Source organism: Mesorhizobium sp. B3-1-8 (assembly GCF_006439495.1).
Taxonomy (GTDB): Bacteria; Pseudomonadota; Alphaproteobacteria; order Rhizobiales; family Rhizobiaceae; genus Mesorhizobium.
Genome location: NZ_VFTK01000004.1, coordinates 67,622 through 79,877, shown reverse-complemented (window position 1 = coordinate 79,877; position 12,256 = coordinate 67,622). Strand labels below are relative to the sequence as shown.

The 12,256-nt window shown below is 63.9% G+C and carries 12 protein-coding genes; 5 read left to right on the top strand and 7 right to left on the bottom strand.

What is annotated here, in order from left to right; all coding sequences use genetic code 11:
- Nucleotides 1-55: 55 nt before the first annotated feature.
- The 5 genes from FJ424_RS05110 to FJ424_RS33450 all read left to right on the top strand — a co-directional run bounded on the left by FJ424_RS05110 (nt 56) and on the right by FJ424_RS33450 (nt 4,927).
- Complete coding sequence (locus tag FJ424_RS05110; protein WP_140652786.1) at nt 56-1,078, top strand: amidohydrolase family protein; 1,023 nt, start codon at nt 56-58, stop codon at nt 1,076-1,078.
- A gap of 5 nt (nt 1,079-1,083) precedes the next feature.
- Nucleotides 1,084-1,881: an iron-sulfur cluster assembly protein gene (locus tag FJ424_RS05105; protein WP_140652788.1), complete on the top strand. Its 798-nt coding sequence runs from the start codon at nt 1,084-1,086 to the stop codon at nt 1,879-1,881.
- Nucleotides 1,882-2,059: 178 nt separating this feature from the next.
- Nucleotides 2,060-3,691 carry a molecular chaperone GroEL gene (locus FJ424_RS05100; RefSeq protein ID WP_140652790.1) on the top strand — a complete coding sequence of 544 codons (1,632 nt, stop codon included), beginning with the start codon at nt 2,060-2,062 and terminating at the stop codon, nt 3,689-3,691.
- A gap of 30 nt (nt 3,692-3,721) precedes the next feature.
- Nucleotides 3,722-4,765 carry an NAD(P)-dependent alcohol dehydrogenase gene (locus FJ424_RS05095; RefSeq protein ID WP_140652791.1) on the top strand — a complete coding sequence of 348 codons (1,044 nt, stop codon included), beginning with the start codon at nt 3,722-3,724 and terminating at the stop codon, nt 4,763-4,765.
- Between the two features lie 21 nt (nt 4,766-4,786).
- Nucleotides 4,787-4,927, top strand: coding sequence for a hypothetical protein (locus FJ424_RS33450; protein ID WP_181181483.1), 141 nt, complete (start codon nt 4,787-4,789; stop codon nt 4,925-4,927).
- A gap of 81 nt (nt 4,928-5,008) precedes the next feature.
- Here FJ424_RS33450 and FJ424_RS05090 read toward each other — a convergent pair whose 3' ends face one another.
- From FJ424_RS05090 to FJ424_RS05060, 7 genes are all read right to left on the bottom strand, one after another.
- On the bottom strand, nt 5,009-7,087 hold the full coding sequence (locus FJ424_RS05090) for a sigma-54-dependent Fis family transcriptional regulator (protein WP_140652793.1): 2,079 nt from the start codon (nt 7,085-7,087) through the stop codon (nt 5,009-5,011).
- Nucleotides 7,088-7,185: 98 nt separating this feature from the next.
- Nucleotides 7,186-7,659, bottom strand: coding sequence for a hypothetical protein (locus tag FJ424_RS05085; RefSeq protein WP_140652795.1), 474 nt, complete (start codon nt 7,657-7,659; stop codon nt 7,186-7,188).
- A gap of 234 nt (nt 7,660-7,893) precedes the next feature.
- Nucleotides 7,894-8,631, bottom strand: coding sequence for a MaoC family dehydratase N-terminal domain-containing protein (locus FJ424_RS05080; RefSeq protein ID WP_246677143.1), 738 nt, complete (start codon nt 8,629-8,631; stop codon nt 7,894-7,896).
- A 112-nt stretch (nt 8,632-8,743) separates the two neighbouring features.
- Nucleotides 8,744-9,466, bottom strand: a complete 723-nt coding sequence (locus FJ424_RS05075) for a CaiB/BaiF CoA-transferase family protein (protein WP_140652797.1) — start codon at nt 9,464-9,466, stop codon at nt 8,744-8,746.
- A 43-nt stretch (nt 9,467-9,509) separates the two neighbouring features.
- Nucleotides 9,510-10,187 carry a GntR family transcriptional regulator gene (locus tag FJ424_RS05070; protein WP_140640404.1) on the bottom strand — a complete coding sequence of 226 codons (678 nt, stop codon included), beginning with the start codon at nt 10,185-10,187 and terminating at the stop codon, nt 9,510-9,512.
- Nucleotides 10,188-10,378: 191 nt separating this feature from the next.
- On the bottom strand, nt 10,379-11,356 hold the full coding sequence (locus FJ424_RS05065; protein ID WP_140652799.1) for a transketolase C-terminal domain-containing protein: 978 nt from the start codon (nt 11,354-11,356) through the stop codon (nt 10,379-10,381).
- The gene (locus tag FJ424_RS05060; protein WP_140652800.1) at nt 11,353-12,240 is read right to left on the bottom strand and encodes a transketolase; all 888 of its coding nucleotides are present in this window, start codon (nt 12,238-12,240) and stop codon (nt 11,353-11,355) included. Before FJ424_RS05060 ends, FJ424_RS05065 begins: the two co-directional genes overlap by 4 nt.
- Nucleotides 12,241-12,256 lie beyond the last annotated feature (16 nt).

Genomic DNA, 12,256 nt, shown 5'->3' with positions numbered 1-12,256 from the left:
TCCAAGGACCCGGCAACACGACGCCCTATCAACATGACGACTGCGGAGGCAAGAAATGTACAGGACACCGGAAGGCAAGGACATCTTCGTGGTCGACGGCCACACCCATTTCTGGGATGGCAGCCCGGAAAACCAGAAGAACATCCACGGCAAGCAGTTCATTGACTGCTTTTATGCCTATCACACGGGCTTGAGCCCGAAGGAACAGCTCTGGGAGAAGGGCAAGTTCGAGAAATACAGCGCCGACGATCTCTACCGCGACCTGTTCATCGACGGCCCGGACGACGTGGCGATCGTCCAGTCGACCTATCTGAAGGATTTCTACAAGAACGGCTTCAACACGATCGAGCGCAATGCCGAGGTCGCCAAGCGCTATCCCGAGCGCTTCATCGTCAACGGCGCCTTCGATCCGCGCGACGGCGAGAAGGCGCTGGAATATATCCACTTCCTCAAGGAGACCTACGACGTCAAGGGCGTGAAGATGTACACGGCCGAATGGAATGGCGCCTCCAAGGGCTGGAAGCTCACCGATCCTGATGCCTACAAATGCTTCGAGCTGTGCGAAAAGCTCGGCATCAAAAACGTCCACGTCCACAAGGGTCCCACGATCATCCCGCTCAGCAAGGACGCGTTCGACGTGCATGACGTCGACCATGCGGCGACGGATTTCCAGGGCCTCAACTGGATCATCGAGCATTGCGGGCTGCCGCGCCTCGACGACTTCTGCTGGATCGCGACGCAGGAAACCAACGTCTATGGCGGCCTGGCGGTGGCGCTTCCCTTCATCCATTCGCGCCCGCGCTATTTCGGCGAGGTCATTGGCGAATTGCTGTTCTGGATAGGACCGGAGAAAATCCTGTTCGGCTCCGACTACGCGATCTGGACGCCCCGCTGGCTTGTCGAGAAATTCTGGGCCTACCAGATCCCGCAGGACATCGCCGCGGAACGCGGTGTGCAACTGACCGACGAGATCAAGGAGAAGATCCTCGGCCTGAACGCCGCGCGTCTCTACGACATCGACATCGAAGCCAAGAAGAAGGCGCTCGCAAGCTCGCCCTTCAGCATCGCGGCGGAGTAGAAGCCATGGCAACCGCCAGTGTTTCCGACAGCCGCGAGAAGGAACTCTGGCGGCGCCTTGGCGAGGTCAACGACCCGGAACTCGACGAACCCATTACCGAGATGGGCTTTGTCGAGCGGGCCGAGATGAAGGGTGACGGCAGCGTGGAGGTCGACTTCCGCCTGCCGACCTACTGGTGCTCACCCAACTTCGCCTTCCTCATGCTCGACGGCGTGCGTAAGGCGCTCGACCACCTCTCCTGGTCGCCCGCCTATCGTGTCCGGCTGCACGACCACATGTTCGCCGAAGAGGTCAATCGCGGCATCGAGGAAGGCAAGACGTTCGGCGATATATTCGCTGGACTCGCCGGCGATGAGGATATCGGCGCGCTGCGCGAGACCTTCAGCATGAAGGCCTTCAAGCGGCGTCAGGAAGCTGTGCTGCTCGCCCTGAGAAAGCAAGGGCTGACGGATCGCGAGATCCTCGGCATGGACCTTGCCGCGTATGATATTGCCTGGCTCGGGTCCGGCGACGCGGCAACGCAGAAGGCGCGATACCGGGCAGCGCTTGTCGAGCGCTTTCCAGCGCGAAGGCAGGGCGACCCCGTCTTCCTCACCTGGGAGGGGCGCCAAATCTCGTCCGAGGCCCTCGATGCCCATCTCGCCGAACTGCGCGCCGTGCGCATCAACATGGAGTTCAACGGCGCGCTTTGCCGTGGGCTCAAGCAGGCAAGATATAAGGAGCTGGACGTGATCGACGGCGAGCCGACGCTGGTCGACTTCATCATGGATCGCGTGCCGGAGCGAAGCGCGCCGGCCACCTAATGCATGTCGCCCAAAAGTGCGTAGCGGTTTTGGGAGAACGACATGCATCAAACAAAGACTTAGAGCGCGTCGCCTGAATCCGTTTCTGCGCGACGCGCTCTAAGCAGAACCGAAGCAACGGCCTCCCACGCACGAGGCCCCCAACCAACAACCCGCCCGTAAGGCGGAAGGAGGAGTCATGCCCAAAATTATGCTTCACAATTCCGAGGCCCGCCGCGCGCTGGCCCGTGGTGTCTTTCGGCTCGCCGCGGCCGTCGAGCCTACGCTCGGTCCCAAAGGTATGAATGCCATGATCGACCGGCCGATCGGCACGCCGATGGTGACGCGCGACGGCGTCAGCATCGCCTCCGAGATCGAGCTGCACGATCGCTTCGAGAACATGGGCGCGCAGGTCGTACGCGAAGTGTCGATGCAGACCAACGAGGTCGCCGGCGACGGCACCACGACCGCCATCGTGCTCGCCAACGCGCTGATCCAGGGCGGCATCGAGGCGAACGAGCGCGGCGCGAAATCAGTCGATCTGTGCAAAGGCATCGAGCTTGCCGTAACGGCGGTTGTGGATGCCCTCAAGGCATCGGCCAAACCCGCCAAGGGCAACGGCATTCTCGCCTCCGTCGCCAATATCGCGGCGACCGACGCCAGGCTTGGCGCTTTGGTGGCGGAAGCGCATCAGCGCGTCGGCGCCGAAGGCGTCATCACCACCGACTTCAGCGTCACCACCGAGACCACGCTCGACGTGGTCGAAGGCATGTCCTTCGACCGCGGCTACCTCTCGCATCACATGGTCACGGACCAGGAGAAGATGGAGGCCGTGCTCGAGCGGCCCTTGATCCTGATGACCGATCTCAAGATCAAGGAGCCGCAATCACTCGAGGCCGCGCGCCGCATCGCCGACGAGGCCGGCCGGCCGCTCTTGATCGTCTCCGAGGAAGTGTCGCCGGAAGTCGTCGTCACGCTGCTCGGCAAGCAGGGGCCAGGCAAATACCTCATCGTGCATCCGCCGGAATACGGCCATTGGCGCAAAGCGATGATGGAGGACCTGGCGATCATCACCGGCGGCAGGGTGATAGCCCGCGATCTCGGCGGCCGCTTGGAGGATATCACGGTCGACGATCTCGGAACCGCTGACCGCGTGAAGACGAGTTCGTCATACACTTCGATCATCCGCGGTGGCGGCAACCATGATGCGATCGCCTCGCGGCGTGCGCAGGTGCAGCGGCAATATGAGGCCGCCCCGCCGAACATCGAGCAGGACAAGCTGCGCGAGCGCCTGGCCAAGCTTTCCGGCGGCACCGCGATCCTCTATGCCGGCGGCGTCACTCCGGTCGAGCAGAAGCGGACAATCCAGCTGATCGAGGATTCGCTGAATGCGGTGCGCGCGGCTTCCGAGGAGGGCGTGGTCGCCGGCGGCGGTTCGGCGCTCGCCCAGATCGCGCCGCTGCTCGACAAGGTGGCGACCGGTGTCGATGGCGACATCGCCGAAGGCGTGCGCCTGGTCCGCTCCGTGCTGACGCGGCCGCTGTGGCGCATCGCCGCCAATGCCGGTGCCGATCCCGAGGCCGTGGTGACCGAGGTGACGCGCATCAATGGCGGCTACGGCTACAACGCGTCCGCCGGCAGCTACCAGAACATGTTCGAAGCCGGGATCATCGATCCCGTCCGCGTCACCTATACGGCACTCGCCAACGCGGCGTCCGTGGCGACGCTGATCCTGACCACCGAGACATTGATCGGCGATCTTGCCGAGGACGAGGACCCGACGGCCGGGCCGGCGCTCGGCGGCGGCGCGGAAAAGCTTGGCCGCGCCTGAAACAATTCCCGGAACCGAGAGGACACGACGATGAAAGCTGCCAGACTCTACGAATATGATCCGAAAATGAACGTGAAGCTCAAGATCGAGGATGTCGCCGCGCCGACGATCACCGCACCAGACGAGGTGATCGTGCGCGTCGGCGCCGCCGGGCTGTGCCGCACCGACCTCCATATCATCGAAGGGGTGTGGAAGCCGACGATGGACCCCGACGGCAGCCTGCTGCCCTACATCATGGGGCACGAGAATGCCGGCTGGGTCGAGGAGGTCGGCAGCGGCGTCAGGTCGGTCAAGCGCGGCGATGCCGTGATCTGCCATCCGTTCCGCTCCTGCGGCATCTGCCTCAACTGCCGGCACGGCGAGGACATGTACTGCGACAACGGCCAGTTCCCCGGCCTCGGCATGAATGGCGGCTTCGCCGAGTATTTCATCACCAGCGAGCGCTCGCTGATCAAGCTCAACGCCAACGTCACGCCGATCGAGGTGGCGCCGCTGGCCGATGCCGGCATCACCGCCTACCGGGCCGCCAAGCGAGCGGCGAAGCTCCTGCGCCCGGGGAGCTACTGCGTCCTGCTCGGCATCGGCGGGCTGGGCCACATCGCGTTGCAGTCGCTGCACGCGATTTCAGGCTCCCGCATCATCGCCGTCGATCGCGAGCCGGCGGCGCGCGTGCTGGCCAAGGATCTCGGCGCCGACTTCGTGCTCGACGGCGGGCCGAACGTCGTCGAGGAGGTCAAGGCGATCACCGGCGGCGGCGCCCATGTGGTTATCGACTTCGTCGGCGAGCTGGGCGTCGAGAACATCTGCTGGAAGATGGTCCGCAAGGGCGGCCAGCTGTTCGTCGTGGGTTACGGCGGCGCCGTCAATGTGCCGACCGCGCATCTGGTCATCGAGGAGATCAACATCGGCGGCAGCCTGGTCGGCAACTTCACCGAGCTTGTCGAACTGATGGAGCTCAACGCCGACGGCAAGGTGAAGATGCACTACACCGAGTACAACCTCGCCAGCATCAACACCGCGCTCGACGACTTCAAGAACCGGCGGTTCACCGGCCGCGGCGTCATCGTTCCCTGAGAAAGTCCTGGACCGGATGCCATGTGGAGAAGCGCCGGCGGGGCGGCGCTGTCGCAACTATGGCTCTATATCGTTGCCCCTTGCCTTGGTGCTGCCGCAGCCGGACTGGCGCTACGCGTCGGCGTGGTCGGTTCCGGCGAACAGGCGCCGCAGCCTGCCTGATCGGCCGCCGATCCATCATTCTCCGTCGACTGAAATCGTCAATCCCATGGCGCGAATGCCATGGGGTTTTTTTGCGGCCGCTCAGACGAACCCGCGTCGGATGCCGTACTGCTCGAGCTTGCGGTAGAGTGTCGGCCGGGAAATGCCGAGCCTAAGGGCGACTTTGCTCAAGTTCCCGCCCTCTGCGGCAAGCGCGTTCCTGATCGCCTGCCGCTCGGCATCCTCGAATGTGCAAACGGGTGCCTCGAGCATGGCCGCGGGAGTATCGCTGTGCATGGTTGTGCCGCTGCCGTGGCCCGTCGTGATTTCCCAAGGGAGATCCTGGAGGTCGATGCTGCTGTCGCGCGCCAGAATATGCAGGCGCTCCATCATGTTTTTCAGTTCACGTACGTTGCCCGGCCAGCGGTAGGCAAGCAGCGCGTCGAGCGCTTGGGTTGAAAATTGCAACGGATTGTTGCCTGCCTTGGCAGCAATCTGGCGGTTGAAATGCTCGACCAGCAACAGCACGTCATCGCCACGTTCGCGCAGGGCAGGGACACGGATCGAAACAGCCCCAATGCGGTAGTAGAGATCGCTGCGGAAGCGCCCGGCCGCGACTTCCTGCTTGAGATCGCGGTTGGTCGAGGCGACCAGGCGGACGTCCACCGGCCGCCCCCTGCTGTCGCCGATGCGATGAACCACACGCTCTTCCAGCACGCGCAGCAAGAACGGCTGGATCTCGAGCGGCAACTCACCAATCTCGTCGAGGCTGAGCACGCCACCATTGGCTTGTTCGAAAACGCCTGCCTTGCCGTCACGTGAGGCACCGGTAAAGGCGCCGGCCACGTGGCCGAACAACTCGCTGCCAAACAGCTCCCTGGTGATGGCGCCGCAATTCAAGGCGATAAACGGGTCGGTGTCGCTGCGCTGGCTGCCAGCATGGACAAGCCGGGCAAACAGCTCTTTGCCTACGCCGGTTTCGCCTTCTATCAGCAACGACGTTACACCGCTCGACCGGGCCACGCGGGAAGCGACGTCGACGGCGGCCAGCAGCTTCTCGCTTTCGCCGACGATCATCGACGTCGCAGCCTGCAGCCGCTTGTCCGCCTCGCGGTTGATCGCCGCCACGCCCGAAACGATTGGCGCTGCCGGGAACACCAGGGCCGCCCCACTTAGGTTTCCGTCCAGCTTCAGCGGTGTGATGTGGCAAGATCTCAGATGCGCCGGGAGCGCCTTGGCGAGATCGTTGTCGGAACCGGACGCCGGCAGGTTCATGAGCCAGCGACCGCGGCCCGGCTCCATCGGGCCGTCCGTCATCTCGGCTGTATCGCCATTGGGCACGTTGTTGCAGAAGATCGCTCGGCCACGGTGGTCGACGATCACCAGCCCGTCTTTTCCGCGGTAACCGGGTGCGGAGGAAATGAAGGCTTCGAGCAGGCGGGTGCGCTGCTGCTGCTGCTGCTCGGCCAGCGCCTTTTCAATCTGCCTGGCAGTGGCGGCGACAAGCGCGGTGTTGTGGGGACGGAAGATCGGCGAATAGCCCGACAGGTCGACGACGCCGACGATCTTCCCGTCCAACGGGTCGCGGATCGGTGCGCCGGCGCAGGTCCAGCCTTTGATACCAGCGCAGAAATGCTCGGCCGCGTGGACGAAGATCGGTTCGCCGGTCCACAGCGCGGTGCCGATGCCGTTGGTTCCGACGGCGCCCTCGTTCCATTTGCCGCCGATGGCGAGATGGATGTCCATGCCATCATGCAGGGTCTTCTTGTCACCGATGGCTTCGATCAGCACGCCGTCGCTGTCGGCGAGCACCAGCATCGCTCCCGTCCCTTCCAGCAGTGGGCCGAGAGAGGCGAACGGCCGCCGCGCCGCCGAAAGCAGCTCGGCGTTGGCGCGGGTCAGATACTCGATCTCGTCGCGGTTGCTGTTGAGCGGCGCTTCGACGCCCTGCGCATTTATCCCGCCAGTAGCGCTGCGGAACCAGGAATCGTGGATCAACGAGCGGACCTGGACCGGATCACGCGCGCATTTCGGAGGATCGGACAGGAAATTTTCCCAGGCGCGCATGGTGGCGCGCTCGTCATAGTCGATGGTGTCCAATACCAGCTGTCCGGCGGCCGTCGGCGCACGCGCCGGAAGCGCTCCGGTCTTCATCTGGTTGGTATCGATCCCGCGTTTCATTCAGCCATCACAGAACCTTTGGGGGCACGGTATTTCTGTATGCTGTTGTGCTGCAGTCTCGCGAGTCAGGACGCCTGATAATCGGTTCGCAAGATGCGTTAGGCGATGCCGAGTTTCAATCCAATGTCGGCGGCAAGCTGTTCTTCGGTGTAGGAGGCCGCGAGCCGCGACCCGTCCAGGCCGGCAAGCGCTTGTGCGATGGTTTCGTCGACCGGCGAGAAGTATCCGTTCTGCTTCGTCGCCAGGACGAAGACCTGCTCGCCATTCCGGTTGCGGACATCGCCGATATGGTGAAGCTGGCGGCTTGTATTCCAGTCCACTGCGATCACCCTGCCGTTGAGGGTGACGCGGATGGATGGTTCTGCCTCGGCGGCGACCGGTGAACCACCGCCGACATGGATGATCAGGCCTTCGGCTTCCGGTTTCTGGCGCGGCTTCCTGGATGCTGAATAGCCGCCGCTGCTGATCTGGTCGGCAAGGCGCACAATCGTCGAGCGGTTCTGTTCGATCAGCCGCCTGACCTGAACGTCCTCGCGCCGGGGGCCATCCCGCTTGGAGATGATTTCGACCATGAATCCTCCCAGATTCACTCGCCTTCTTCGTGCCTGGGTCGCATCTTTTTTCTGACCCTATACGACGTCGGTAAGGCTCGCCATTCGTTCATTGGCTAACACAGAAAATCGTGCAGCAGGTAGCAGGCGGCTGCTACAGGTCGCTCCGGACGTCGACCATCTCGCCATCGATCCTTGCGAACCTTTCCGGCCGTGAGCCCGGTACGAACAGCGGCACGACAGGCGTCATCAAGCTCACCATTGGGCCGTGGCCTTGACCGTCACATGTCCATCGGATGCCCGCACCTGCATTTCCATCTCGCCCTTTCCACGAGCCGTTCCGCTCAAGAGCAAGGTCTGCGGGCCGATCGCGGGACGCACGCCGCGAAAGGAGAAGCGGCGTGGCGCTTGCCCGGCAATGACCGCGGCGAAGTTCATGAGCAACGTCGCCTGAAGCGGCCCGTGGATGACAAGTCCGGGGTAATGCTCGACATTTGTGGCGTAGGGCGCGTCGTAGTGGATGCGATGCCCGTTGAATGTCAGCGCGGAGTACCGAAAAAGCAGAACCGGATCGACGTCGACGATCCGTTCATGCGATGCGGGCGACCTTGGGTCCGGCAGCGTCGGGGGCGCAATGCCAACTTCCGCAGGGCGATAGACAATGATCTGGTCTTCCTCGACGACAGGGCCGGCGGCATTGGAGATTTCGTGACGGACAGTGACGAAGGTAAGCCGGCCGGTGCGCCCTTGTTTTTCCTCGACGACGCCTAGCGTCGAGCGGCGACGGATCGTGTCGCCGCTGCGGATCGGCGCCAGAACACGGATGTCGCTGCCCGCCCACATGCGGCGCGGAAGCGGCACCGGCGGCAGGAACCCGCCCTTGGCGGCATGTCCGTCCGGGCCCAGTTCACTAGCGTCGGCAATGTCGGGCGTCAGGCACCAGTGCAGGCCGGGCGGGGCCTCGTCGCGGCGCGCCGCGTGAGGGCCAAGCATTGCCTCGAAGCTGGCGACAAGGCGAGGGGGTAACGATGTCGTCGACCTCGCGGGTGCGCCCGACCCATTTCTGCAGCGTCGCGCTCGCATCGAGGCTCATTTGACGCTCTCCTCACACCGTGAATTCGGACCGGATCCGATCGGAGTCGGCGCCAAGGGCGGGAACCACAGGGGTTTTGCCGAGGCCTACGGGGCGGCCTGCGGGCATCGGCACGGCGATCCGCTTGCCGTCCGGCAACTCGACCTCCATCCGGCGCAAGGCCGTGTGGCGCGAAAGGTCGCGCATCTCGCTGACCCGGCCCCAGGCGATCCGGGCCTCGTCAAGGCGTCGAATGGCTTCCTCGCAGTCGATCGCCGCGAAAAGCGGTTCGATCTCGGCATCCAGCGCGGCGCGATTGGCCACCCGCCAGGCATTGGTGGCGAAGCGTTCGTCGGCAAACAGATCCTGCCTCCGCAGCACCACCTCGCAGAAGCGCTTCCATTCGCTGTTCTGCTGGATAGAGACCACCACGGCGCCATCGCGGCAGGCATAGGGTCGGTAGGGATAGATCGAGGCATGCGCCAGCCCGTAGCGGCCGGTTTCGCGTCCGGCATATTCGTTATGCAGCAGCGGCACCGCCATCCAGTCGGCCATGCCATCAAACATGGCGATCTCGACGATGCGGCCGCGGCCAGTCTTGCCGCGCGCCAGCAGCGCCTCAAGTATCGCCGCGTGCGCGTTCATTCCTGTCGCGATGTCGGCGGCCGACACGCCGATCTTGCAAGGCGTTTCGGCAGTGCCGGTCACCGCGCAGATGCCGCTTTCCGCCTGCACCAGCATGTCGTAGGCGCGCATCGACGCGGTCGCGCGGCTGGTGGCCTGACAAGGGTTACGGCGGTTACGGCGCGACGAAGCCTTCGTGCCCCTGCAGGAAGCGCAGGAAATCCTCGCCGCCCAGGATGAGGTCCTGCTCCATGGCGGCGCGCGCCTTTTCCGAATTCTTCTCGCGCAAGCCCTCTATCACCGTCTCGTGCTGGGCGGCGCCGACATATTTGTGCTCGCCTTCCTTGAAGAAGACGGTCAGCATCGGCCCCATCGAGACCCACAGGCTCTCGATATGAGCGACCAGCATTTCCATGCCGGAGAGCCGATAGACGGAGAAGTGGAAGTCGCGATTGTAGCGGAATGAAAGTTCCGGATCGCTGGCCCGGTCCGCCTTCTCGAACACTTTCTGGATGGCGGTCAGCTTGTCGATGTCATCCTTCGTCGCATTCTGGGCCGCGAGCCCGGCGGCAAGCCCCTCCAAGGACAGCCTTATGGTGCGCACCTCCATGTAGCGCGCCAGCGTCAGCGCCGGCACGGTGACGAAACGCCCCGAGCGCAGCTCCAGGCCGCGTTCGCTGACCAGCCGCAGGCAGGCTTCGCGGGCAGGGGTGACGCTGGTGCCGAGCTGGTCGGCGAGATCCTGCATCACCAGGCGCTGCCCCGGCCGGAACTGCCCCGCGATCAAGCCTTCGCGAAGGGCGACATAGGCGCGTGCGGAAAGGTTGCCTTGCTCGAGCGGCTGAATGTTCACGGCAAAGGTCTCCTCGGCATTGTTGTCTGGCGTCTTCTGCCGGCAGTGATTCTACAGGATATAACCAATAGACGCTTTTTCCTTCACTGTATTGTGGAGCCTGCTAGAGCAGGATGACGTTACGTTGAATCGTCATCCTGCTCAGCTGTTTGTTGGGAGCATGATCTTTTCCCACTTTTCGGGATCATGCTCTAAGCGAGCAGGGATTGCGCGACGCTTTCGACGCCGGGACCGTCGAGCTTGTAGTGGCGATAAAGGTGGGTCGGCGGCGCGATCAGGCTGTACTCGTCCTTGATGCCGTGCCTGACGAGTCGTGCACCGCCGCCTTCCTCGGCCAGCACTTCGGCGACGGCGCCACCCAGGCCGCCGAGGATATTGTGTTCCTCGACGGTCAGGATGAAGCGCGACTTGCGCGCCGCTGCCGTCACCGCCTCGCGGTCGAGCGGCTTGATCGTATGCATGTCGATCAGACCGACGGAATGCCCCTTGGCGTTCAATGCTTCCATCGCTTGTTTGGCCGAGTGCACCGCCATGCCGCAGGCGATGATGGTGAGGTCGTTGCCGATGCCGTGGACCACGGCCTTGCCGAATTCGAACGGCGCGTCCTCGGCATAGACGACCGGGTCGTGGCCGCGCGAGATGCGGAAATAGATCGGCTGCGGATGGTTGACGGAAGCGCGCAGCGCCGCGGCGAATTGCGGGCCGTCCGCGGTGGAGACGACGGTGAGGTCGGCAATCGAGCGCATGATCGCGATGTCTTCCGTGGCGTGATGCGAGGTGCCGTAGAAACCGAGCGAGATGCCGGTGTGGTGACCGATCAGGCGAACCGGCTGCGCGCAATAGGCGACGTCCATGCGGATCTGCTCGCAGCAAAGCAACGCCAGGAAAGACGCGAAGGTCGCCACATAGGGCATGACGCCGGTCGTCGCCATGCCGGCCGCGGCCGAAACCATGTTCTGCTCGGAAATACCGAATTGCGTAAAGCGCTCGGGAAAGCGCCGGGCAAAGCCGACGAGTCCGTTGGAGTGCTGCAGGTCGGCGGTGCCGGCAATGACCGGATGGCCAGCTTCGGCAAGCTCGATCAGCGTGTTAGCCAAAGTGGCAAGCGAAGGCGCGCGCTTGTTCAACTCGCGGTACTGCCAGCTGTCGGGATGCAAGGCCGCGCTCATTCCGCACCTTCGAGGATCATATCGCGGGCACGCGCTTCGTCCTCCGGCGCGAGATAGCCGAGATGCCAGCCGGGTTCGGTTTCCATGTAGTCGATGCCTTTGCCCTTGACCGTTTTCGCGATGACGCAGCAGGGCTTTTCGCGGCCGGTGTCGGCCTTGACCTTGCGCAGCAGGTTGGCGAGTGCGACGACGTCGTGGCCGTCAACCTCATGCACTTCCCAGCCGAAGGCACGCCACTTCTCATCGAGCGGTTCGATCGTCGCGACGTCGTCGACCTTGCCGTCGAGCTGGTAGCCGTTGCGATCGATGATCGCGACGAGCTTGCCCAGCCGGTGGGTGGCGGCGCTGATGGCCGCCTCCCACACCTGCCCTTCCTGCATCTCGCCGTCGCCGAGCAGGACGAAGATGTTGAAATCCTTTCCGTGGAAGCGGCCGCCCAGCGCCATGCCGACGCCATTGGACAGGGCATGGCCGATCGAACCGGAGCTGAAGTCGACGCCGGGCACCTTGCGCATGTCGGGGTGATCGCCGAGCGGGCTGCCCAGGCGGGTGTAATCGTCGAGCCAGGAACGGTCGAAGAAGTCGAGATCGGCGAGGATCGGAAACTGGCCGACCGCCGCATGACCCTTGCCCATCAGGAAACGATCGCGTTCCGCCCAGCCCGGCTCGCCGCAGCGCAGCCGCATCGTGTCGTAGTAGAGCGTCGAGAAGATCTCGGCGCAGGAGAAGACCGACGAGTAGTGGCCGACCTTGGCGATCGAAATCAGCCTGATCGTCTCCAGCCGCACGAAGCGCGCGCGCTCGCGCAGGCTGGCAGCCTGTTCGTCCGATATCCCGTCATTGCCGCCGTTGCTCGGCCATCGGCTCGCGCCTGAAGACGCCATGCTCAATCTCCTCCGT

Coding starts and splice junctions, on each gene's coding strand:
- FJ424_RS05110 (WP_140652786.1), top strand. CDS start 56: ATGTACAGGACACCGGAAGGCAAGGACATCTTCGTGGTCGACGGCCAC.
- FJ424_RS05105 (WP_140652788.1), top strand. CDS start 1,084: ATGGCAACCGCCAGTGTTTCCGACAGCCGCGAGAAGGAACTCTGGCGG.
- FJ424_RS05100 (WP_140652790.1), top strand. CDS start 2,060: ATGCCCAAAATTATGCTTCACAATTCCGAGGCCCGCCGCGCGCTGGCC.
- FJ424_RS05095 (WP_140652791.1), top strand. CDS start 3,722: ATGAAAGCTGCCAGACTCTACGAATATGATCCGAAAATGAACGTGAAG.
- FJ424_RS33450 (WP_181181483.1), top strand. CDS start 4,787: ATGTGGAGAAGCGCCGGCGGGGCGGCGCTGTCGCAACTATGGCTCTAT.
- FJ424_RS05090 (WP_140652793.1), bottom strand. CDS start 7,087: ATGAAACGCGGGATCGATACCAACCAGATGAAGACCGGAGCGCTTCCG.
- FJ424_RS05085 (WP_140652795.1), bottom strand. CDS start 7,659: ATGGTCGAAATCATCTCCAAGCGGGATGGCCCCCGGCGCGAGGACGTT.
- FJ424_RS05080 (WP_246677143.1), bottom strand. CDS start 8,631: ATGCTTGGCCCTCACGCGGCGCGCCGCGACGAGGCCCCGCCCGGCCTG.
- FJ424_RS05075 (WP_140652797.1), bottom strand. CDS start 9,466: ATGCGCGCCTACGACATGCTGGTGCAGGCGGAAAGCGGCATCTGCGCG.
- FJ424_RS05065 (WP_140652799.1), bottom strand. CDS start 11,356: ATGAGCGCGGCCTTGCATCCCGACAGCTGGCAGTACCGCGAGTTGAAC.
- FJ424_RS05060 (WP_140652800.1), bottom strand. CDS start 12,240: ATGGCGTCTTCAGGCGCGAGCCGATGGCCGAGCAACGGCGGCAATGAC.